Here is a 19953-nt window from a genome sequence, read left to right as displayed (position 1 = left end):
TGCGCCGCACTGACATACACTGCGCGGCCGTTTTTTAACCGGAACTTGAAAGACATGAAAAACGCATCTCCAGCCCGTGCCTGCGGTATCGACTTCGGCACGTCCAACTCCACCGTCGGCTGGCTGCGCCCCGGCATGGAAACGCTGATCGCGCTGGAGGACGACAAGATAACCCTGCCCTCGGTGGTCTTCTTCAATATGGAAGAACGCCGCCCGGTGTACGGCCGGCTGGCGCTGCACGAGTACCTGGAAGGTTACGAGGGCCGCTTGATGCGCTCGCTCAAGAGCCTGCTGGGCTCCAAGCTGATCAAGCACGACACCAGCGTCCTCGGCACGGCGATGCCGTTCAAGGACCTGCTCGGGCTGTTCATCGGCCAGTTGAAAAAGCGCGCCGAAGCCGCTGCCGGTCGGGAGTTCGAGGAAGTGGTGCTGGGCCGTCCGGTGTTTTTCGTCGATGACGATGAACTGGCCGACCAGGAAGCCGAGAACACCCTGGTGGACGTAGCCCGCGCCATTGGTTTCAAGGACGTCTCGTTCCAGTACGAGCCGATTGCAGCGGCGTTCGACTATGAATCCACCATCGAAAAGGAAGAGCTGGTACTGATTGTCGACATCGGCGGTGGTACGTCGGACTTCTCGCTGGTGCGCCTGTCCCCTGAGCGACGCGGGCACGACAACCGTCACGACGACATCCTCGCCACCGGCGGCGTGCACATCGGCGGGACCGATTTCGACAAACAGCTGAGCCTGCAAGGCCTGATGCCGCTGTTCGGCTACGGCAGCCGTATGAAGAGCGGCGCCTACATGCCCACCAGCCATCACATGAACCTGGCGACCTGGCACACCATCAACTCGGTGTACTCGCAGAAATCGACCCTGGCCCTGGGCAGCATGCGCTACGACATCGAAGACACCGGCGGCATCGATCGCCTGTTCAAGCTGATCGACCAGCGCGCCGGGCACTGGCTGGCGATGGAAGTGGAAGAGACCAAGATCCAGCTGACCCACGCCGACAGCCGTCATGTGCCGCTGGACCGCATCGAGCCCGGTTTGAGTGTGGAACTGACTCGTGCGCTGTTCGAATCAGCCATCGACAACTTGCTGGAGCGGGTGCGCAACAGCGTGACCCAATTGCTGAACGACGCGAATGTGCGGGTCGATCAGGTAGATACGGTGTTCTTCACTGGCGGTTCGAGCGGGATTCCGGCGCTGCGCAACAGCGTCTCGGCAATGTTGCCGAAGGCGCAGCATGTGGAAGGCAACATCTTCGGCAGCATCGGCAGCGGGTTGGCGATCGAGGCGGCCAAGCGTTACGGCCCGATGGATTGACCTGAAACCCTGTGGCGAGGGAGCTTGCTCCCGTTGGACTGCGCAGCAGTCCCTTCTTTTGGAGATAAGGGGGGCCGCTTCGCGCCCCAACGGGAGCAAGCTCCCTCGCCACAATTAGATCAACACGGGATCAAACCATCCCCACCTGCTTCAACTCACTCTTCAGGTACGCGTAATAAATCGGCCCCGCCACCACCCCCGGCAGGCCGAACGCGGCTTCGAACACCAGCATCGCCAGCAGCAACTCCCACGACTTGGCGCTGATCTGCCCGCCTACAATGCGCGCGTTGAGAAAGTATTCGAGCTTGTGGATAAAAATCAGATACCCCAATGCCGCCACCGCCACCCAGATCGACAGTGACAGGCCGACGATGGTGATCAAGGTGTTCGACATCAGGTTGCCGATCACCGGCAACAAGCCGAGCAGGAAGGTCAGCACGATCAGGGTTTTGGTCAGCGGCAGCTTGATCCCGAACATCGGCAGGACCACCGCGAGGAAAATCCCGGTGAAGAAGGTGTTGAGCAGGGAAATCTTGATCTGCGCGAAGACGATATTGCGAAACGCCTGGACCAACAGGTGCAAGCGGTCGAACAGCGCCGCGGCCAAGGGCTTGCGCTTGGTCAGGTCCGGCACGCGCTGCAAGGCGATGATCGCCCCCAGTACCATGCCGATCAGCAGCGTCACGAACATGTGCGCCGCGTCCTTGCCCACCAGTTGCAAGTCGCTGAGGTGCTTGCTCATCCACTCGCCGATGGCCACTCGGAATTCGGCGGCACTGGCCGGCAAATAAGCGTCGATGAACGGCGGCAGCTGCCCGCGTGCGCGGTCGACCACGCCCATGAATTTATCGAGGGAAGCACCGGGGTTTTCCGCCTCGTGCAGCAGAAAACTGATCGCACCGGCAAAGATCAGCGCCAGCACACTGACCACCAAAGTCCCCAGTAACGCCACCGCCAGCCAGCGCGCACGGCGGCCCTCGATCAGCCGTTGCAATTGCGGCGTAAGCATGTTGACCAGTTCGAACACCAACAACCCGGCCAGCAGGCTGGGCAGCAATCGCAGAGGGATCACCAGCAGCAAACCGCCAAAAATAATGACCCAACTGATGAGCAACAAGACCTGACGCTGAGAAAACGCTGACATACAGCCTCAAAACGAACGACGTGAAAGGATTGGCAGTCTGCCAGCGTTCCGGCGCCGAAGCGAGCAAACACGAACCTTGGGAGCAAGCCTGCTCGCGATAGCATCAACGCGCTTCTGCGTGATACCGAGTCGCCTGCATCATCGGATCGCCGTCCGGAGCAGGCTCGCCCCCACACTGCTTATTTTTTCTTCAGGCACTCACTCATGAACGCTTTGCGCGCATCGCCCTTGAGGCCCTTGGTAGTGGCATCGGCGTTACAGGTTTTCATCTTTTCTTGTTGAGGTGTCATGGGCTTGGCGGCATCGGCGGCCGGCGCGGCTTTGAGGCAGGTACTCATGAAGGCTTTGCGCTCATCGCCCTTGAGGCTCTTGGCGGTAGCTTCGGCATTGCAGGTAGTCATTTTGTTCTGTTGGGCAGTGGCAGCAAAACCCTGGGAGCAGAGCAGCAGACCGATCATCAACAACGGGGCACGCAACATCTTCATGGAGTTTTCTCCTTGTTACCGCACCGATGGGTACGGCCTCGCTCTGGAGTGTAGACAAAGCCTGTTACACGTTCACCTGCTATCAAGGTGGCTGCGTCGATACTGTTCCGGCGTGCACCCGGCCTGGCGCTGAAACATCGCGATAAACGCCGAGCCGGTGCTGTAACCCATGTCGAAGGCGATTTCCTGAATGCTGCGGTGGCTGTCCAGCGCTTCGATCGCCGCCAGAAACCGCAACCGTTGCCGCCATTCACCGAAACTCATGCCCAACTCGCGCACAAACTGCCGGGCCAACGTGCGTTCGCTGACGTGAACCTGCCCGGCCCAATACGCCAACGGCCGGTTATCCCCAGGTTCGGCCTGCAAGGCTTCCAGAATGCCAAGTAACCCGGGACTGCTGGCGTAGGGCAAATAGCACTCATGCATGGGCGCCTGTTGCAGTTGGTCTACCAGCACTTGAGCCAGACGCTGGTCCGCGTCGTGCTCGGGAATTTTCACATCGCGGGCGGCGAAGTCTTTCAGGATCGCCTTGAGGATGTCGCTGATCGCCAGGGTGCAGGCCTGTTGCGGCAGATCGCGGCACAGCGTCGGCGCGAGGCAGACCGCGCGATAGTTGATCGGCTGATGGCTATAGAAACTGTGTTCGGTCCCGGGCGGCACCCACACCGCGTACTGCGGTGGCGACATGAAACGGCTGCCATCGACTTCCATGTGCAACACGCCATGGGCCGCGTACTCCAGCGTGCCCCACGGATGCCGGTGAGGTGCGGCGTATTCGTGGGCGTTGAAGTCGGCATAGCGGAAATACACCGCCGACGGCAGTTCGCTGAAATCCAGCAGGTCGATGTGTTTACTGTTCATGCTGTCCGGAATCAGGGGCAGATTGTCTGGATCGCAGTATAGGCTTGCATCCAGACAGACGGATAATTGCCCCTCATTAACGTTCTGGCTTTTTCCCGATGCAATACGCTTATCCCCTGCTGGCCATCTTCATTTGGGCTGGCAACACCGTGATCAACAAACTCGCGGTGGGCGCAATCTTCCCCGCCGAAATCGGCTTCTACCGCTGGCTGCTGGCCGGGATTCTGTTCACGCCTTTCATGCTTAAGCCGGTGATCGCCCATTGGCCGGTCATACGCCCAAACCTGGGGAGGATCTTCATCCTCGGCGTACTCGGCATGGCGGTTTATCAGAGCCTGGCCTATTTCGCTGCAACACTGACGTCGGCCACCAACATGGGGATCATTCTGTCGCTGATGCCGTTGATGTCGCTGGCCATGGCGATAGTCAGCCTCGGCCAACGCCTGACCGCCGGAGCCCTGGCCGGTGCGGTATTGTCGTTTGCCGGTGTTCTGGTGGTGGTGTCGTCCGGCAGCCTTGGCGCGTTGCTGGAGCACGGGGTGAACCTGGGCGACGCGATGATGCTGATCGCCACGCTGGCTTATGCGGTTTACAGCACCTTGCTGAAAAAATGGCAGCTGCGCTTGCCGCCGCTGGTGTTGCTGTATTTACAGGTGCTGGTGGCGGTGGTGGTGCTGTTTCCGCTGTTCCTCGCCTCACCGAAAATCGGCCCGACCCTGCATAACATTCCGCTGGTGCTTTACGCCTGTCTGCTGGCCTCGATGCTTGCGCCGCTGGCGTGGATGCAGGCCGTGGTACGCCTGGGCCCGAGCCGGACCACGCTGTTTTTCAACCTGCTGCCGTTGATCACCGCGCTGATTGCGGCGGCGGTGCTGCATGAGCAGTTGGCGCTGTATCACCTGGTGGGTGGGGTGTTGACGTTGGGTGGGGTGATTCTTTCCGAGCGCTGGACTACCACATTGGGCCGCACATAACCCTTTGTGGCGAGGGAGCTTGCTCCCGCTCGAGCGCAAAGCATCGCATTCTGGGGGCTGCTTCGCAGCCCAACGGGAGCAAGCTCCCTCGCCACAGGGCTTAAACGCCTGCCGCCTTCAACCGCGCGGCATGCTCGACAAACAACCGCACCGGCTCTGCCCCCTTGCCCACCAGCCCCAGGGATTGGTTGACGATATCGAAGTGATCCATCGGGTATTGATCGCCAATCACCGTCCCGAGATGCGAACTGTAGCGCCCGACCATCCCGTCGCAATGCCCCGCTTCACGCACGAAGGTTCTGGCAAACAACCGGCAACTGCGGTTAGTGCCGTCGAACAGGTTGCACCCGCGATCGGTCTTGCCCGGCTGCAAAGTCCCGGACCAGGAGTAATAGCGCACGCCATTGACCACTTCCGGGCCATGCCCACCCCAGGTGTCAGGCAGCCCCTGTGGATAACGCTGATTGAACAGCGCCACGCCGGCCGTGGTCAGCGATTGATGCGAAGCCGGGATATCCACCGGCAGTCGCGGCCCGCGATAACCGGTTTCCAGCAGGCACATCAACGCGCTGATCAACCACAAAAAAAAGGTGAGCAATCGGCCCCTGGCGCTGTCTGCCGGGTAGTGATCGTGCAGGTAATCCGCCAGCTCCGAACCGTGATTGGGCCCGGCCACCGAGGTCACTGACGCCACCCGGTCCGGGCGTTTTGCCGCAGCATACCGAGCGGTCAGCGAGCCCTGGCTGTGGCCGATCAGGTTGACCTTCTCGGCCCCGGTGTCGCGCAGGATTTCCTCGATTCGTGCCAGCAATTGCTCACCGCGCACCTCGGTTGAGTTGAGCGGCGAGACCTGCACCGCGATCACGGTCGCCCCATCCCGGCGCAACGCCGAAATGATCCCGAACCAATACGGATAGAGCAGCAGACGAATAAACCCGAGCATCCCCGGGACCAGCACCAACGGGTAACGCGTGGCGGAGCCTTGCGACATGGATGAACATCCTTGTGGTCGGTGAGATGAAGCAAGGCTGGATGCAAGGCCTCAGCCAAGCATCGCCACCCAAGATGACAACCCGGTGACCAATCTATGACATCCACCCTACTTCAACCCCACCACGCCCGCCACAATCAGCCCGACCGACACCAGTTTGAGCGCGGTCAGGCTTTCGCCCAGCAGCGCAAAGCCGAGGAACACCGTGCCCAATGAACCGATGGCGGTCCAGATCGGGTAGGCGATGCTCACCGGCAATTCGCGCATGGCCAAGGTCAGGAAATAGATCCCACCCACGGCCGCCACCACGGTGATCACCGAAGGCCAGAGCCGGGTGAAGCCATCGGCGTACTTCATGCCCATGGCGAAGGTGACCTCGAACCCGGCGGCAATCAGCAGGAACAGCCAGGCCATCTAGAACTCCCTGGCCAGCGCCAGCAAACGCTGTTCGGCCTCGGCTACGGAAACCTGGAAGGTGCGCTCGGCGGACTCTTCGCCCTCGGCGGCGACAACCGTGACGTCAGTGATGCCGATGAACCCCAGTGCCGTGCGCAGCAACGGGTCGGCATGGTTCATCGCTTCAAGCTCGCCACCGGGGCCGAAACCAAACCCGCCGCGACTGGTGACGATCAACGCCTTCTTGCCCCGCACCAGCGGTTCGTACTGCGCGATGCCGTTGTCCAGGGTGTGATTGAACGTCAGCCCGAGCCGCACAATCTGGTCGATCCAGGCCTTGAGGCCACTGGGCACGCTGAAGTTGTACATCGGGGTGGAAATCACCAGCAGATCATGGCCGAGCAACTCCCCCACCAACTCATCGCTGAGTGCCAGGTCAGCCTGCATCGACAGCGGTCGCGCTTGAGGCTCCGGATGAAAAGCAGCCGCTACGAAGGCTTCGTTGACGGCCGGGATCAACGCCCGGCCGACTTCACGGCGGGTCAATTGCGACTGCGGGTTACGGACCTGCCAGGCTGAAAGAAACACCTCGGCCAACCGCCGCGAATGAGAGCGTTCGCCACGGGGGCTGGCGTGAATGGCAAGAATTGTGCTCATCTGAATCTCCTTGAGGGCTAAACTGAAACGGCTTGTGGTTGCAGCTTGAAGCGCACAGCCGCCTGCCTTCAAATGAGCAAAAATCAGTCTGGATGAATCTATTTCACCCATGGAGTTTTAAATGTTTGCCTCGTTGCCGTTGACCGCCCTGCGGGCCTTCGAATCCGCCTCGCGCCTGCTGAGTTTCAAGGCTGCCGCCGAAGAGCTGTCCGTGACGCCGACGGCGGTTTCCCACCAGATCCGCTCCCTGGAAAACTGGCTCGGCGTGCCGCTGTTCGAACGACTGCCACGCCAGGTACGCCTGACCGAGTGCGGCGAACGGCTGTTCCGTAGCCTGCATGGCGCCCTGCTGGAGGTGGCGCAAAGCGTCGATACCTTGCGCCCGCAACGCAGCGGCACGAGCCTGACGATCTCCACCACCGCCGCTTTCGCCGCCCTTTGGCTGGTGCCACGGCTGGGACGGTTTTATGCCCGGCATCCGCACATCAGCGTGCGGCTGGACACTCACTGCGAAGTCATCGATTTGCATCAGGACGCCAGCGTCGATCTGGTGCTGCGCTACAGCCAAGACGACTACCCGAACCTGTATGGGTTGTGCCTGTTCGACGAGTCCTTCGGGGTTTATGGCTCGCCTGAACAAGTGGCCCTGGCGACCCGTCGGGTACCCACCCTGATCAGCGTGCAGTGGCATAACTCCAAACTGTATGCCCACGGCTGGGAAGCCTGGTGCGCGCAATCCGGCGAAACCTGGCTGGCCGGACAGCCAGCGGTGCGTGAATACGACGAAGAACATTACGCCCTGCAAGCCGCCATCGCCGGGCAAGGTTTGGTGCTGGCGAGCAATATTCTGGTGTCGGAGAGTGTGGCCAGCGGCTTATTGCTGCCTTACCGGGGTGAGATTCAGGTCGACGGGGCCGGATACAGCGCACTGTGCGTTCCAGGGCGCGAACGGCATCCGCCGGTGCGGGCGTTTTTTGCGTGGTTGCAGGAGGAAGCTCGATTGTCTGGTCTATTGCCAAGATCGAAGCCTGCGGCAGCTCCTGCAGGGTAACGCGTTCCAATGTAGCGGCCGCAGGCTGAGATCTTTTGATCTACCGGGTGGGCTTGACCGTCACCGGCGCCTTGCCCGCCTTCATCTGCTCCAGCAACGGCGCACATTGATTCGGCTCGCCAGCACTCGGCGCGATCAGCGCCAGCAAACCCGCCGCCGGCGCGGCAATCACACCCAACGCCACCATCCCGGCCCCGCGCAGCATCAGCGGCACCGCTTTCACCCCCGCATCCGGCTTGATGAACTTACCCCGCACATACAGTGGCGAACGCAACGAAATCAAGCGCCAGCCCTTGGATTCCGGGCTGATGGTCAGGTCCAGTTGCTCGGTCGCCATGTTCGCCGTGCCATCGATGTAGACAATCGCGTTCTCGGTATCGAAGACGAACAACTGCGTGGTCGCCAGACCGCTCTTGATGTCGAAATTGGCCGCCGCGCAGTTGATCTTCACTTCCTTGTCGCCAAAGATTTTCCCGACCACATAGTTGCCGACATTGAGCCCGGCCAGCTCCATCAACTCACGACTGATGGCGCCATCATTGATCAGCATCTTCAAATTGCCGTCGGCGGTGCCCAGCAGCTTGGCCACCGAGTTGCCACGACCGACAAGGTCGGCATCGCCATTGAGCTCACCGAAACTGGTTTTCATCCGTTCAATGGAGGGGAACAGCTGTTTGAGCTTGAACTTGCGCGCGGTCAGTTTGGCCCGGCCTTCCAATGGCTCAGCGCGCCCGTTCAGACGAACCTGCGCATCCAGATTGCCGCCAGCCACGCCGAAACGCAGGGGCTCGAGACTGAGCACACCATCCGTCAGCACCAAATGGGTGTAGAGGTCGTTGAACGGCAGTTTTTCGCTGTGGACGATGCGCTTGCCAGTGAACTCGACGTCAGCGTCCATATCGCGCCAGCGCTCGGTCTTGAATTCCTCGACCGGCAGTATCTTGTCCGCCGGCTGCTTGCTTTCACCGCCGCGGGCCTTTTGCTTGGCATTGGAGTCGGCGCCGATCAGTGGGGCCAGGTCGGCAAACAACAGTTGATTGGACTCCACCGCCCCGCTGAGCTTGGGCCGCGGTTGACTCGCGACATAAGCCAGGTTGCCATGGATGTCGCTCTCGCCAATCTTGCCGTTGAAGTCCTCATAGCGGTACACCGCCCCGCCCGACTCATGCAACTTGGCGGTCAAATGCCCATCCGTGGCGTACGGCGGGGTATCCGGCAGGGTCACGCCGATCAGCGGATAGAGATTGCCCAGGCTGGCACCGGCCAGTTTCAGGCGCAGATCCAGGGCGCCGAGGTTCAATGGATCGGTGAGCGTGCCGGCCAGTTCGACGCTGGTGTCGGCAATCTGCATTTGCGCATGAAGCGGGAACGGCTTGGCGGCATCCTGTAGGGCCAGCAAACCACCGATTTTGCCTTGGCCAGCCAGATTCTGGCCGTGGTATTGGCCTTTGACCTTCAACGCGAACGCGTAATCCTGCGGCGAACCGCCCTTCTCAAGCGCGGTTTTCGCCGCTTTGTCGCCGACGATGTCACTGAACGGAATCGGCTTGCCCAGCGGATCGATCAGCAAGTCGAGGCGGGTTTTCAGGCTCTGGTCGTCGAGCGTGACATGGCCCTTGTCGAAGCCGATGGCACCGATGTCCAGCACCCAGTTAGAAGGCTCGGCATTCGGGTCCTTGGGGTCGAACTTGAATGTCCAGTTGGCGCGGCCGTCGGCCAGACGCTGCAGGTCGGCATTGGGCTCGGTCAGGTCGATGCGCGGGATCGTCACCCGCTGTGTCAGCAAGGCCAGCGGTGAAATACGCAGCTCGACGCGTTTGAGGGTGGCCATCTGCGGTTGCTTCGACCAGTCCGGGTTGCCCAGGCTCAGGTCTTCGGCCACCACATGCGGCCACGGTACCCAGGCCCGCCAGCCGCCTTCGTCGGGCTCGCGCTGCCAGACCACCGCGAGGTTGCCATTGATGGCGAACGGACGATGCAGCTCTTCGGAGACTTTGGCGTTAAGGGGCGGTTTGATCCGGTTCCAATCGAAGAACGCGATGATCAGCACCAGGACGGCCAGCAGCACAACGAGGCTGGCGGAGGTCCAGGCAAGCATTTTACGAGTGCGCGTCATTGCACAGAGCTCCTGAATACGACTGAGCGCCCTGACAGCGACGCACTGATGAAACGTTAGGCCAGAACCGGCCTGCCATGAAATGTACGACTGGAAAACGGCCCGCAGGTTTAACCCGAAGGCCGATTCGAACGCAAATAGCCGTCTCGCCCCTCCCTTTTTAGCGTTACCGACCCCGCACTTTTGCGAGGCGAAAATGAGTCGAAAATACCCACCTCAGTGCAAAAACGTTCGCCGGAAACGCCCGTTCTAGAGCTGCTCGGCCAAACAATCAATTCCGTTGATTATTACCATTGCGTTTATGAACTTTTATATCGACTTATCGAGAGTAGCATTGACTTCGTACCCACTTTATCGCCCTCCCAAGGAGCAACCCATCATGAAACGCGAATTACTGCTTAGCCTGACCCTCTCAATGTTAGCCAGCACCGCTTTTGCTCTGCCGGCTGCCGATCAGGCCACTCCACAAGTCAAAGACAGCCACTCGGTGTTCAGCCAGACCGTTGCCGATGGTGCCAACGGTAACGAGCGCCTGAAAGAAAAAGGCCTGATCACCCAGGATGGCTCGGATCGCACTCCACAGGGCCAAACCCTGGCGGCTGACGGTACCGACCGTACCCCACAGGGCCAAACCCTGGCTGCTGACGGTACCGACCGTACCCCACAAGGCCAAACTCTGGCGGCTGACGGTACCGATCGCACTCCACAAGGCCAAACCCTGGCCGCTGACGGTACCGATCGCACTCCACAAGGCCAAACCCTGGCCGCTGACGGTACCGATCGCACTCCACAAGGCCAAACCCTTGCTGAAGGTGGTGGTGACCGTGTGATCGAACGCAACAGCGCTGTGAGCTAAGCCCATGGTGGCCTGGAAAAAAAGCCCAATCCCCGGATTGGGCTTTTGACTTTATAGAAGCTGCGTTTTCCCCGCGTGATCCCCCCGACAGTCCGTTCGACGCCAGCGAAGCCGATTTGCTAGAGTGCGCCGCTGTCCCTGTCCAGAAAACACCCTTGCGATGCTGCCCCGCGCCGAACAGAAACAACAGACCCGCAACGCCCTGATGGACGCTGCCCGCCACCTGATGGAAAGCGGCCGAGGATTCGGCAGCTTGAGCCTGCGCGAAGTGACGCGAACCGCCGGGATCGTGCCCACTGGTTTCTACCGGCACTTCGCCGACATGGACGAATTGGGCCTGGCGCTGGTGTGCGAAGTCGGCCAGACCTTCCGCGAAACCATCCGCCTGGTGCGCCATAACGAATTCGTCATGGGCGGTATCATCGATGCCTCGGTGCGGATCTTTCTCGACGTGGTCACGGCCAATCGCTCGCAGTTCCTGTTTCTTGCCCGAGAGCAGTACGGCGGCTCGCTGCCGGTGCGCCAGGCCATCGGCCGCCTGCGCGAGGACATCAGCTCGGACCTGGCGGCCGATTTGTCGCTGATGCCCAAACTGCAGCATCTGGACATCGCCGGCCTGAGCGTCATGGCCGATCTGATCGTCAAAAGCGTGTTCGCGACCCTGCCGGACATCATCGATCCGCCGGCCGAGGCATTGCCCGAGCACCTGACACCCCAGGCGAAAATCACCCAGCAGTTGCGGTTTATCTTTATCGGGCTGAAGCATTGGCAGGGACTCGGCAGTACCGAGTAACCCGTTAGAAAAAGATCGCAGCCTTCGGCAGAAGGCTGCGATCTTTTTTTGTGCGCTGCAAATTGGTGCGCAAACACCCGCCACGCACCAACTTCAATCAAAGTCCTGCAACATTGTGAGTCCCCCCCGTCGCTCTGACAGGCATTTCCTACCTCTCACCCGATTGGCAAGCCCCTTGCTCTAGCCTGAACATTGTTCATTGCTGGAAGCCTTCCGATGCTGGTGATTCATCGCAGAATCGACCCTCAACCCGTCTGGGCCGCCGAGTTGCACCTGACCTTCGAAGCCAGGAGCAAAAGCCGCTTGCGCTGTTTCAGTGCCGAGGGTGAAGACGTCGGCTTGTTTCTGGAGCGCGGCCAGCCGCCGCTGCATGACGGCGAGTGCCTGCAAGCCGAAGACGGGCGCGTCGTTCGCGTCTGTGCTCGCCCCGAACAACTGCTGCACGTCACCTGCGCCAATGCGTTCGAACTGACCCGCGCCGCCTATCATCTGGGCAATCGCCACGTGGCCCTGCAAGTCGGCGACGGCTGGTTGCGCCTGCTCGATGATTACGTGCTCAAGGCCATGCTCGAACAGCTTGGCGCCAAGGCCGAGAACATCGAAGCGCCGTTCCAGCCGGAACACGGTGCCTACGGTGGTGGCCATCACCACTCGCGCCACGGTGACGAGGACTTCAACTACCCGCCGAAACTGCACCAGTTCGGCGTGCGCTTATGAACCCCGCCTGGGCGCTGCTGCGCCTGGCCAGCCCGCAGCTGCCGATTGGCGGCTACAGCTATTCCCAGGGCCTGGAAATGGCGGTGGATAACGGCCGGGTCAATGATCCCGACAGCGCGCGACGCTGGATCAGCGATCAATTGCTGCTGAACCTGGCGCGTTTCGAAGCACCGCTACTGCTCGCCCATTGCACCGCCGCAGCCGAAGAAAACTGGGCCGAGTTGCTGCAACGCTGCGAAGAGCATCGCGCCAGCCGCGAAACACGTGAGCTGCATCAGGAGAGCCGGCAGATGGGCTATTCGCTGCAGCAGCTGCTCAACGGCTTGCCGGAGCTGGATGAGCCTGCTCGCGCCTTTCTCGAGCAACGCCCTGAACCGCACTTGGCTCTCGGCTGGGCGCTGGCGGCTCGCGCCTGGAACATCAACCCGCAAGATGCGCTGGCCGCCTGGCTCTGGAGCTGGCTGGAAAACCAACTGGCGGTGTTGATGAAAACCCTGCCGTTGGGCCAGCAAGCCGCACAACGCCTGACCAGCGAACTGCTGCCGTTGCTGCAACAGGCGCAGCAAGACGCCAGCCGAATCAATCTCGAACACGTTGGCAGCGCCGCTTTCGGTCTGTCCCTGGCGTGCATGGCCCATGAGCGCCAGTACAGCCGTCTGTTCCGTTCCTAGGGCCTTTTAGTTTGGAGAATCACATGAACACACAACCCCTGCGCGTCGGCATCGGCGGCCCGGTCGGCTCCGGCAAAACCGCCTTGACCCTGGCCCTGTGCCTGGCCCTGCGCGAACGCTACAACCTGGCCGTCGTGACCAACGACATCTATACCCGCGAAGACGCTGACTTTCTGGTGCGCAACGAAGCCTTGGCGCCGGAGCGGATCATCGGCGTGGAAACCGGCGGCTGCCCGCACACGGCGATCCGCGAAGACGCCTCGATCAACCTCGAAGCCGTGGACCAACTGAACCGGCGCTTTCCGGGGCTGGATCTGATCCTGGTGGAATCCGGCGGCGACAACCTCTCGGCGACCTTCAGCCCGGAACTGTCCGACCTGACCATTTACGTGATCGATGTCTCCGCCGGCGACAAGCTGCCGCGCAAGGGTGGCCCCGGCATCTGCAAATCCGACCTGCTGGTGATCAACAAGATCGACCTGGCGCCGCTGGTAGGCGCGTCGCTGGAGATGATGGACAGCGACACCCAACGCATGCGCAACGGCAAGCCGTTTGTCTTCAGCAACCAGAAAACCGGCCAGGGCCTTGAAGAAATCATCGCCTTTATCGAACGCCAGGGCCTGCTGACTGCGGCCTGATCACACTTATCAACAAGGAAGCTTATCCATGACACTGAAACGCATTCTGGGCGCCATGGCCCTGCTGCTGACCCCAGCCATTGCCTTCGCCCACCCGGGCCATGACGACAACGGCTTGATCGCCGGTATCAGCCATCCAATCGGCGGTCTCGATCACTTGCTGGCGATGGTTGCCGTGGGGTTGTGGGCGGCGCAGCAGAAAGGCGCTGCGCGCTGGGCCCTGCCGTGCACATTCGTGGGCACCATGTTGATCGGCGGCTTGCTGGGTTTTGAAGGACTGAACCTGCCGGCGCTGGAAAGCGGGATTGCGGCATCGGTATTGGCGCTGGGCCTGGCGGTGGCGTTGGCAGTGCGTCCGCCGCTGAGCCTGGCGGTTGCGGCGACCGCGTTGTTCGCGCTGTTTCATGGTGTGGCGCATGGCCTGGAATTGCCGGACATGTCCAGCCCTTGGGCGTATGCCGCAGGGTTTGTGGCAGCGACAGCGGCATTGCATGCCGCGGGTTATGCGGTGGTTCGCGTCTTGCCTCAGGCCGCCGCACCGTTGGTTCGGCTGGCGGGTGCGGCGTCGGCGGCAACCGGAGCCTGGTTGCTGGCGGGTTGATTCCCTAGCGTCTGAACTGGCCCCTTCGCGATCCGGTTTGCCCGCGAAGGCGGCCTGACAGACACCGCATCTCTAAGGCCTGCTAACATGTCGCGCAATTAACCCTGCCGTGACGACGCCAGCCAATGCCGCATGTTTCCCGCTCTGCCTCCCAGCCTGAATTGACCGCCCTGTTCGCCTCAGTGCATCAGCACTTCCAGGACGTGATCGTGCCGCTCTGGCAGGGCCCCGGCTGGAACGCCGACATGGCGTTGCCTTATGAGGCGCTGGATGCCGAGCATAAACCGCTACCCCCTCAGCGCTACCGGGCCATGGCCTGCGCGCGGCAGCTGTATTTGTTCTCCAGCCTGATCGGCCAGGTGCCCAAGGCTGAAGAGCGCGCGGCGGCGCTGTTTCGTTCCTTGCAACGGCATTTCCACGATGCCGAGCATGGCGGCTGGTTCTACAGCATCGACCCGCAAGGTACGCCGCTGGACCAGCGCAAAGACCTCTACACCCACGCCTTCATCCTGTTCGCCTGCGCCCATTATTGGGACAAGGTTCGCGAACCGCTGGTGGAGTCGGTACTCAACGCCGCGCTGGAAGTGGTAGCGCAGCGTTTCGCCACGGGCGACGGCCTGTACGAAGCCAGCCTGGACCGTGATTGGTCCTCGCTCGACTCCGGGCCATTGCAGAACCCTCTGATGCATTTGGCCGAAGCCTTCCTCGCCACCCTTTCGGTACGCGAAGACGCGGCTGTGCAGAACGCACTCATCGAGTTATGCACAGCCATGCAAAAGCGTTTCATCGACCCGCGACATGCGGTGTTGATGGAGAAGCCGCTGGGAGCTGTGGATAACTGGTTCGAGCCGGGCCATCAGTTCGAATGGTATTTCCTGCTGCAATCCTCGCCATTGCTACGCGGCTCGACACTGCATGCCTCGCTGGAGCGCGCGTTTGCGTTCACCGAGCAACAGGGTGTCGATCAGCAGACCGGTGCCGTGCGAGCGATGCTGGAACTGGATGATCACCCTCGCGACGCAACCCAACGCATCTGGGCTCAAGCCGAATACCTGCGCGCCCTGACCTTGCGCCCGGGCAGCGAATCATCGGTGCAACGCCAATTGCAGGCGTTGCAGCAGCGCTTTCTGCACGCGGGCGGTTGGTATGAGTGTCGCGATGAGCAGGGCGAAGTAAGCCGCAAGGACATGCCGTCGACCACGCCTTATCACTTGGCAACCTGCTATCGCGGATTGGCCGAGTATCTCGGCTGAGTTTTTTTGTGGCAAGGGGGGCTTGCCCCCTCACCACAATTACGCCTTGCCGCCATTACGCTCAATGGCAAACCCGCTCCAGGTCTGGCTCACCGGCATCAGCTCAAGGCTGTTGATGTTGATGTGGGCCGGTGCGTTGAGCACCCAGAAAATGGTCTCGGCGATGTCTTGCGGCTGGATCGGGTCGGCACCGGCGTAAGTGGCGTTGTAACGCTCCTGGTCACCGGCGAAACGCACCAGCGAGAACTCGCTCTCGCACAGGCCCGGCTCGATGTTGCTGACCCGCACGCCCGTACCTTGCAGGTCGCAACGCAGGTTCAGGGAGAACTGTTTGACGAACGCCTTGCTCGCGCCATACACGTGGCTGCCCGGGTACGGGTAGTTGCCGGCGATGGAGCCGAGGTTGACGATGCTGGCGCCACGACCATGAGCGATCAAACGTGGCAGCAACAGGCGGGTGCTGTACATCAGGCCTTTGATGTTGGTGTCGACCATGGTGTCCCAATCATCGAGATTGCACTTGGGCGCCGGGTCCACACCCAGGGCCAGGCCGGCGTTGTTGATCAGCCCGCGCAGCTTGGCGAAGGATGGCGGCAGGTTGGCAATCGCCTCCTCCATGGCCTTGCGGTCCCGTACGTCGAGCACCAGGCCATGGACCTCGGTCTGCTTCGACAACTCGGCGCACAGGGCATTGAGGCGCTCTTCACGACGACCTGTCAGCACCAGTTTCCAGCCGGCCTCGGCAAAACGACGGGCACAGGCTTCACCAAAACCGGAGGTCGCGCCGGTAATAAACAGGGTGTTGGACATCGTGTTCTCCTTGCGTCGGCTGACAGTCAGCCCTTGGAATAGAAAATCAACCGGCAGCATGCCCGGCCTTTTCCACAGCGGCAACCATGGCAAAAACCGTACAAAAAATGATCAATGCTGGCAACACCCCATGCCCCGTGGCTTGCAGCCATGTACGCGCACCTTATCCACAGGCCGGTCCACAGTTTCCGGGGGCAAGTGGAAAAGCTGCAAGCCGCTATCCACAAGGCTTTGCGGGCATATTTGAAAGTTTTTTGCTTGACCCTGAGGCATCCGCTGTGTAGTCCAGGGCAATTTGCACGACCGAGTGGTCATAGCGACGATGGCGCCAAGCCAGCAACCACGGCCCTCAGCCGAGTCTTTCCAGAGTTTAACCACAGACTTATCCACAGGCTTGTCCACCTCGATTCATACCGTGTCCGCTCATAACAAAAAGGTTGACAAAGCCGGCTTGAGGCTCGCCAAAAACACCTGATCAAAAAACAATCACCACTCTGCAGGCCACGGATTCAAAGGCTTACAGCCAGCTACTCCCACGTTATTCACAGCCAGCTCCACAGCAAACGGGGACAAGTCAAAACCGTGACAAAACAGCAATTTGCAGCGGCTTTATGTCGCGCTTTCAGAGGTCATGAATATTGTTTTCCACAATTTCCCTTTACCTCAAACCACAGCCTCGTGTAGGGATTGTGCGGGCATAAAAAAACGCCCTGAGTTCGTCAGGGCGTTTTCCAGGCTCTTCGGTTTAGTGCCCGCCGAGATAGGCGTTACGCACCTCCTCGTTCACCAGCAGCTCCTTGCCGGTGCCGGTGAGGCGGATCTGCCCGTTGACCATCACGTACGCCCGGTCCGACAGCTTGAGGGCGTGGTTGGCGTTCTGCTCCACCAGAAAGATGGTCATGCCCGTCTTGGCCAGTTCCCGCAGGGTCGCGAATATCTGTTTCACCACAATCGGCGCCAGCCCCAGGCTCGGCTCATCGAGCAGCAACAGCTTGGGTCGGCTCATCAACGCCCGGGCAATGGCGAGCATTTGCTGCTCGCCACCGGACATGGTCATGGCCCGCTGGTTACGCCGTTCCTTGAGCCGCGGAAACAGCTCGAACATGCGCTCCATGTCCTCGGCGGCGTACTTGTCACCGATCGGGATGGTGCCCATCAGCAGGTTTTCCTCGACGGTCATGTCGGGGAACACCCGGCGGCCTTCCGGCGACTGAGCGATACCGTTGGAGGCGATGTAGTGGGACGACTTGTGAGTGATATCCACACCCTGATAGACGATTTGCCCGTCAGTCGCCCGTGGCTGACCGAAAATCGACATCAGCAGGGTCGACTTGCCGGCACCGTTGGAGCCGATCAGGCTGACGGTCTCCCCTTCATTGATGTGCAACGAGACTTTCTTCAGGGCCTGGATCGGTCCGTAGAACACGTCGATCTCTTTCAGTTCGAGGATCGGTTGACTCATACCAGTTCCTCTTCGTCGGCGCCCAGATAGGCGGCAATCACTTTCGGATCGTGTCGGATCGCATCAGGCCCGCCCTCGGCGATGACAACGCCGTGGTCCAGCACCACGATGTGGTCGGAAATGCTCATGACCATGCCCATGTCGTGCTCGATCAACACCACGGTCAGATCATGCTCGTCACGCAGCAGCCGGATCATCGCGCTCAGCGCTTCGGTTTCCTGAGGGTTGAGGCCGGCAGCCGGTTCGTCGAGGCAGATGATCTGCGGCCGGGTACACATGGCCCGGGCGATCTCCAGGCGGCGTTGCTGACCATAGGACAGTTCACCGGCCAGGCGATTGGCGCAGTCCACCAGGTCCACCACTTCCAGCCAGTAGAAGGCGTGGTCCAGTGCATCGCTTTCGGCCTTGCGATAACCCTTGGTGTTGAGGATGCCGGCCAGCATGCCGCGGTTGACCCACATGTGCTGGGCCACCAGCAGGTTTTCCAGTACCGACATCTCCTTGAACAGGCGAATGTTCTGGAAAGTCCGCGCCAGACCGGCACGGTTGATCAGGTGCGTGCCACCGAACATCTTGTAGTGGAGCCGGCTGATGAAGCTTTTCGGCGAAACGAAATCGGTTGCCTTGAACGGCTCTCCGAGCATTTTGATGACGTTGGTCTTCACCCCACGGGTGTTGAGCTCGATATGCCCGCCGGACGCTTTATAGAACCCGGTCAAGCAGTTGAACACAGTGGTCTTGCCCGCGCCGTTGGGGCCGATCAACGCGAAGATCGAGTTGCGCTTGACCTTCAGGCTGACGTCACTCAACGCCTTGATGCCACCGAAGTGCATCATCAGGTTCTCGACCGAGAGTACGACTTCACTCATGGCGCTACTCCTTTACGCGGGGTCACACCGGTACGGCTGATCCGGATCAGGCCGCGCGGTCGCCAAATCATCATCAACACCATCAGGATGCCGAACAGCAGCACGCGATATTCAGCGAAGCCGCGCAGCAGTTCCGGGGCGACGGTCAACACGAATGCTGCCATCACCACGCCGATGGTCGAACCCATGCCGCCAAGTACCACGATGGCGAGGATCAATGCCGATTCGAAGAAGGTGAACGAGGTCGGGTTCACAAAGCCCTGATAGGTCGCGAAGAACACGCCGGCCAGGCCCGCCGTCGATGCGCCGATGGTGAACGCCGACAGTTTGACCAGTACGTGATTCAGACCCATGGAGCGACAGGCGATTTCGTCTTCACGCAAGGCTTCCCATGCGCGACCGACCGGCATGCGGGTCAAGCGATGCTTGATGTACAGCACGGCCAGCACCACCAGGAACAACACCGCATAAATGAAGTAGTACTTCACGTCCGGGTTGTAGGCGATGCCGAAGAACTCATGAAAAGGTACCCCGCCGTCCTTCGCCCGCTTTCCGAATTCGAGACCGAAGAAAGTTGGCAACGGCGCCGCCATGCCATTCGGGCCACCGGTCAGGGACAACCAGTTGTTGAGGATCAACCGGATGATTTCACCAAAGCCCAGGGTCACGATTGCCAGATAGTCGCCGTGCAGACGCAGCACCGGGAAACCCAGGATGCACCCCGCCAGCCCGGCAGTGATCGCCGCCAAAGGCAGCACCGTCCAGAAGCCCAGCCCCAGATATTGGTAACCGAGCGCCAGGCCGTAAGCGCCGATGGCATAGAACGCCACATAACCCAGGTCGAGCAGGCCAGCCAGACCGACCACGATGTTCAGGCCCAGGCCCAGCAGCACGTAGATCAACCCAAGGATGACTACGCCCAACAGGTAAGAGTTGGAGAAGAACGGGAATACCACGGCGACAACGATCACCAGCGGGACGACCCAGCGCAACCGGGATTTGTAATCAGGCGCCAGAACATGAACCCCGGAACCGGTGCTCTCGAAGCCTTCGAGAATTCTCAGGCCTTTGGAGGTTTGCAAGAATAGGCTCAGGGCAAAGCGGCCAGCCATGACGATGGCGACTATCCATGCCACGCGCGTCGGCTGCAGGTTGAAGCCGTAGCCGTCGAGGACCACACCAACAATCGGGCCGAACACAATCAGGGCGATGAGGCCGGCAAGAATCGCGTCAACCAGGCTTTTTTTGACATCAATGGTTTTAGTGGTTGAAGACATCG

Annotated in this window: 21 protein-coding genes; 10 read left to right on the top strand and 11 right to left on the bottom strand. The window is 60.7% G+C overall.

Annotated elements, in window-relative coordinates; all coding sequences use genetic code 11:
* The first annotated feature begins 54 nt into the window (after nt 1–54).
* Nucleotides 55–1329: an Hsp70 family protein gene (locus tag FFH90_RS03940; protein WP_018928459.1), complete on the top strand. Its 1275-nt coding sequence runs from the start codon at nt 55–57 to the stop codon at nt 1327–1329.
* A gap of 130 nt (nt 1330–1459) precedes the next feature.
* On the opposite strand, the gene FFH90_RS03930 is transcribed toward FFH90_RS03940, so the two are convergent.
* From FFH90_RS03930 to FFH90_RS03920, 3 genes are all read right to left on the bottom strand, one after another.
* Complete coding sequence (locus tag FFH90_RS03930) at nt 1460–2473, bottom strand: AI-2E family transporter (protein ID WP_018928460.1); 1014 nt, start codon at nt 2471–2473, stop codon at nt 1460–1462.
* A 179-nt stretch (nt 2474–2652) separates the two neighbouring features.
* The gene (locus FFH90_RS03925) at nt 2653–2958 is read right to left on the bottom strand and encodes a PsiF family protein (protein ID WP_064616040.1); all 306 of its coding nucleotides are present in this window, start codon (nt 2956–2958) and stop codon (nt 2653–2655) included.
* 72 nt (nt 2959–3030) lie between these two features.
* Complete coding sequence (locus FFH90_RS03920) at nt 3031–3819, bottom strand: helix-turn-helix transcriptional regulator (RefSeq protein WP_064616039.1); 789 nt, start codon at nt 3817–3819, stop codon at nt 3031–3033.
* 98 nt (nt 3820–3917) lie between these two features.
* Here FFH90_RS03920 and FFH90_RS03915 point away from each other — a divergent pair, with 98 nt between their 5' ends.
* Entirely contained in the window at nt 3918–4793 is an 876-nt protein-coding gene (locus tag FFH90_RS03915; protein WP_138866702.1) for a DMT family transporter, read from the top strand.
* 100 nt (nt 4794–4893) lie between these two features.
* On the opposite strand, the gene FFH90_RS03910 is transcribed toward FFH90_RS03915, so the two are convergent.
* The 3 genes from FFH90_RS03910 to FFH90_RS03900 form a co-directional block, all read right to left on the bottom strand.
* The gene (locus tag FFH90_RS03910; protein WP_111455289.1) at nt 4894–5784 is read right to left on the bottom strand and encodes a triacylglycerol lipase; all 891 of its coding nucleotides are present in this window, start codon (nt 5782–5784) and stop codon (nt 4894–4896) included.
* 108 nt (nt 5785–5892) lie between these two features.
* Nucleotides 5893–6198: a multidrug efflux SMR transporter gene (locus FFH90_RS03905; protein WP_064616036.1), complete on the bottom strand. Its 306-nt coding sequence runs from the start codon at nt 6196–6198 to the stop codon at nt 5893–5895.
* The gene (locus tag FFH90_RS03900) at nt 6199–6837 is read right to left on the bottom strand and encodes an FMN-dependent NADH-azoreductase (RefSeq protein ID WP_018928465.1); all 639 of its coding nucleotides are present in this window, start codon (nt 6835–6837) and stop codon (nt 6199–6201) included. It abuts the gene before it with no gap.
* 121 nt (nt 6838–6958) lie between these two features.
* Between FFH90_RS03900 and FFH90_RS03895 the strand changes: the two genes are divergently transcribed.
* On the top strand, nt 6959–7888 hold the full coding sequence (locus FFH90_RS03895) for a LysR substrate-binding domain-containing protein (RefSeq protein ID WP_111455290.1): 930 nt from the start codon (nt 6959–6961) through the stop codon (nt 7886–7888).
* Between the two features lie 40 nt (nt 7889–7928).
* On the opposite strand, the gene FFH90_RS03890 is transcribed toward FFH90_RS03895, so the two are convergent.
* Entirely contained in the window at nt 7929–10004 is a 2076-nt protein-coding gene (locus FFH90_RS03890; RefSeq protein WP_111455291.1) for an AsmA family protein, read from the bottom strand.
* A gap of 379 nt (nt 10005–10383) precedes the next feature.
* On the opposite strand from FFH90_RS03890, the gene FFH90_RS03885 reads away from it, so the two are divergent.
* From FFH90_RS03885 to FFH90_RS03855, 7 genes are all read left to right on the top strand, one after another.
* Complete coding sequence (locus FFH90_RS03885; protein WP_111455292.1) at nt 10384–10860, top strand: hypothetical protein; 477 nt, start codon at nt 10384–10386, stop codon at nt 10858–10860.
* 160 nt (nt 10861–11020) lie between these two features.
* Entirely contained in the window at nt 11021–11653 is a 633-nt protein-coding gene (locus FFH90_RS03880; protein WP_018928469.1) for a TetR family transcriptional regulator, read from the top strand.
* Nucleotides 11654–11869: 216 nt separating this feature from the next.
* Nucleotides 11870–12370 (top strand): urease accessory protein UreE, encoded by a 501-nt coding sequence (gene ureE, locus FFH90_RS03875; RefSeq protein ID WP_018928470.1) that lies wholly within the window; start codon nt 11870–11872, stop codon nt 12368–12370.
* A complete protein-coding gene (locus FFH90_RS03870; RefSeq protein WP_018928471.1) occupies nt 12367–13041 on the top strand; it encodes an urease accessory protein UreF in 675 nt (224 codons plus the stop codon). The genes ureE and FFH90_RS03870 overlap by 4 nt, the downstream gene beginning before the upstream one ends.
* A gap of 23 nt (nt 13042–13064) precedes the next feature.
* Nucleotides 13065–13679 (top strand): urease accessory protein UreG, encoded by a 615-nt coding sequence (gene ureG, locus FFH90_RS03865; protein WP_018928472.1) that lies wholly within the window; start codon nt 13065–13067, stop codon nt 13677–13679.
* 28 nt (nt 13680–13707) lie between these two features.
* Nucleotides 13708–14280, top strand: coding sequence for a HupE/UreJ family protein (locus FFH90_RS03860; RefSeq protein WP_111455415.1), 573 nt, complete (start codon nt 13708–13710; stop codon nt 14278–14280).
* 125 nt (nt 14281–14405) lie between these two features.
* Complete coding sequence (locus tag FFH90_RS03855) at nt 14406–15533, top strand: AGE family epimerase/isomerase (RefSeq protein ID WP_111455416.1); 1128 nt, start codon at nt 14406–14408, stop codon at nt 15531–15533.
* Between the two features lie 39 nt (nt 15534–15572).
* Here FFH90_RS03855 and FFH90_RS03850 read toward each other — a convergent pair whose 3' ends face one another.
* The 4 genes from FFH90_RS03850 to livM all read right to left on the bottom strand — a co-directional run bounded on the left by FFH90_RS03850 (nt 15573) and on the right by livM (nt 19951).
* Entirely contained in the window at nt 15573–16343 is a 771-nt protein-coding gene (locus tag FFH90_RS03850; protein ID WP_086944072.1) for an SDR family oxidoreductase, read from the bottom strand.
* Between the two features lie 745 nt (nt 16344–17088).
* On the bottom strand, nt 17089–17805 hold the full coding sequence (locus FFH90_RS03840; protein ID WP_086944073.1) for an ABC transporter ATP-binding protein: 717 nt from the start codon (nt 17803–17805) through the stop codon (nt 17089–17091).
* On the bottom strand, nt 17802–18674 hold the full coding sequence (locus tag FFH90_RS03835) for an ABC transporter ATP-binding protein (protein ID WP_018928477.1): 873 nt from the start codon (nt 18672–18674) through the stop codon (nt 17802–17804). Before FFH90_RS03835 ends, FFH90_RS03840 begins: the two co-directional genes overlap by 4 nt.
* Complete coding sequence (gene livM / locus FFH90_RS03830) at nt 18671–19951, bottom strand: high-affinity branched-chain amino acid ABC transporter permease LivM (protein ID WP_019582221.1); 1281 nt, start codon at nt 19949–19951, stop codon at nt 18671–18673. Before livM ends, FFH90_RS03835 begins: the two co-directional genes overlap by 4 nt.
* Between the last annotated feature and the right edge of the window lie 2 nt (nt 19952–19953).

The organism is Pseudomonas sp. ATCC 43928 (assembly GCF_005938665.2).
GTDB lineage: Bacteria > Pseudomonadota > Gammaproteobacteria > Pseudomonadales > Pseudomonadaceae > Aquipseudomonas.
This window is presented reverse-complemented; position numbering and strand designations above follow the sequence as displayed.

Coding starts and splice junctions, on each gene's coding strand:
- FFH90_RS03940 (WP_018928459.1), top strand. CDS start 55: ATGAAAAACGCATCTCCAGCCCGTGCCTGCGGTATCGACTTCGGCACG.
- FFH90_RS03930 (WP_018928460.1), bottom strand. CDS start 2,473: ATGTCAGCGTTTTCTCAGCGTCAGGTCTTGTTGCTCATCAGTTGGGTC.
- FFH90_RS03925 (WP_064616040.1), bottom strand. CDS start 2,958: ATGAAGATGTTGCGTGCCCCGTTGTTGATGATCGGTCTGCTGCTCTGC.
- FFH90_RS03920 (WP_064616039.1), bottom strand. CDS start 3,819: ATGAACAGTAAACACATCGACCTGCTGGATTTCAGCGAACTGCCGTCG.
- FFH90_RS03915 (WP_138866702.1), top strand. CDS start 3,918: ATGCAATACGCTTATCCCCTGCTGGCCATCTTCATTTGGGCTGGCAAC.
- FFH90_RS03910 (WP_111455289.1), bottom strand. CDS start 5,784: ATGTCGCAAGGCTCCGCCACGCGTTACCCGTTGGTGCTGGTCCCGGGG.
- FFH90_RS03905 (WP_064616036.1), bottom strand. CDS start 6,198: ATGGCCTGGCTGTTCCTGCTGATTGCCGCCGGGTTCGAGGTCACCTTC.
- FFH90_RS03900 (WP_018928465.1), bottom strand. CDS start 6,837: ATGAGCACAATTCTTGCCATTCACGCCAGCCCCCGTGGCGAACGCTCT.
- FFH90_RS03895 (WP_111455290.1), top strand. CDS start 6,959: ATGTTTGCCTCGTTGCCGTTGACCGCCCTGCGGGCCTTCGAATCCGCC.
- FFH90_RS03890 (WP_111455291.1), bottom strand. CDS start 10,004: ATGACGCGCACTCGTAAAATGCTTGCCTGGACCTCCGCCAGCCTCGTT.
- FFH90_RS03885 (WP_111455292.1), top strand. CDS start 10,384: ATGAAACGCGAATTACTGCTTAGCCTGACCCTCTCAATGTTAGCCAGC.
- FFH90_RS03880 (WP_018928469.1), top strand. CDS start 11,021: ATGCTGCCCCGCGCCGAACAGAAACAACAGACCCGCAACGCCCTGATG.
- ureE (WP_018928470.1), top strand. CDS start 11,870: ATGCTGGTGATTCATCGCAGAATCGACCCTCAACCCGTCTGGGCCGCC.
- FFH90_RS03870 (WP_018928471.1), top strand. CDS start 12,367: ATGAACCCCGCCTGGGCGCTGCTGCGCCTGGCCAGCCCGCAGCTGCCG.
- ureG (WP_018928472.1), top strand. CDS start 13,065: ATGAACACACAACCCCTGCGCGTCGGCATCGGCGGCCCGGTCGGCTCC.
- FFH90_RS03860 (WP_111455415.1), top strand. CDS start 13,708: ATGACACTGAAACGCATTCTGGGCGCCATGGCCCTGCTGCTGACCCCA.
- FFH90_RS03855 (WP_111455416.1), top strand. CDS start 14,406: ATGCCGCATGTTTCCCGCTCTGCCTCCCAGCCTGAATTGACCGCCCTG.
- FFH90_RS03850 (WP_086944072.1), bottom strand. CDS start 16,343: ATGTCCAACACCCTGTTTATTACCGGCGCGACCTCCGGTTTTGGTGAA.
- FFH90_RS03840 (WP_086944073.1), bottom strand. CDS start 17,805: ATGAGTCAACCGATCCTCGAACTGAAAGAGATCGACGTGTTCTACGGA.
- FFH90_RS03835 (WP_018928477.1), bottom strand. CDS start 18,674: ATGAGTGAAGTCGTACTCTCGGTCGAGAACCTGATGATGCACTTCGGT.
- livM (WP_019582221.1), bottom strand. CDS start 19,951: ATGTCTTCAACCACTAAAACCATTGATGTCAAAAAAAGCCTGGTTGAC.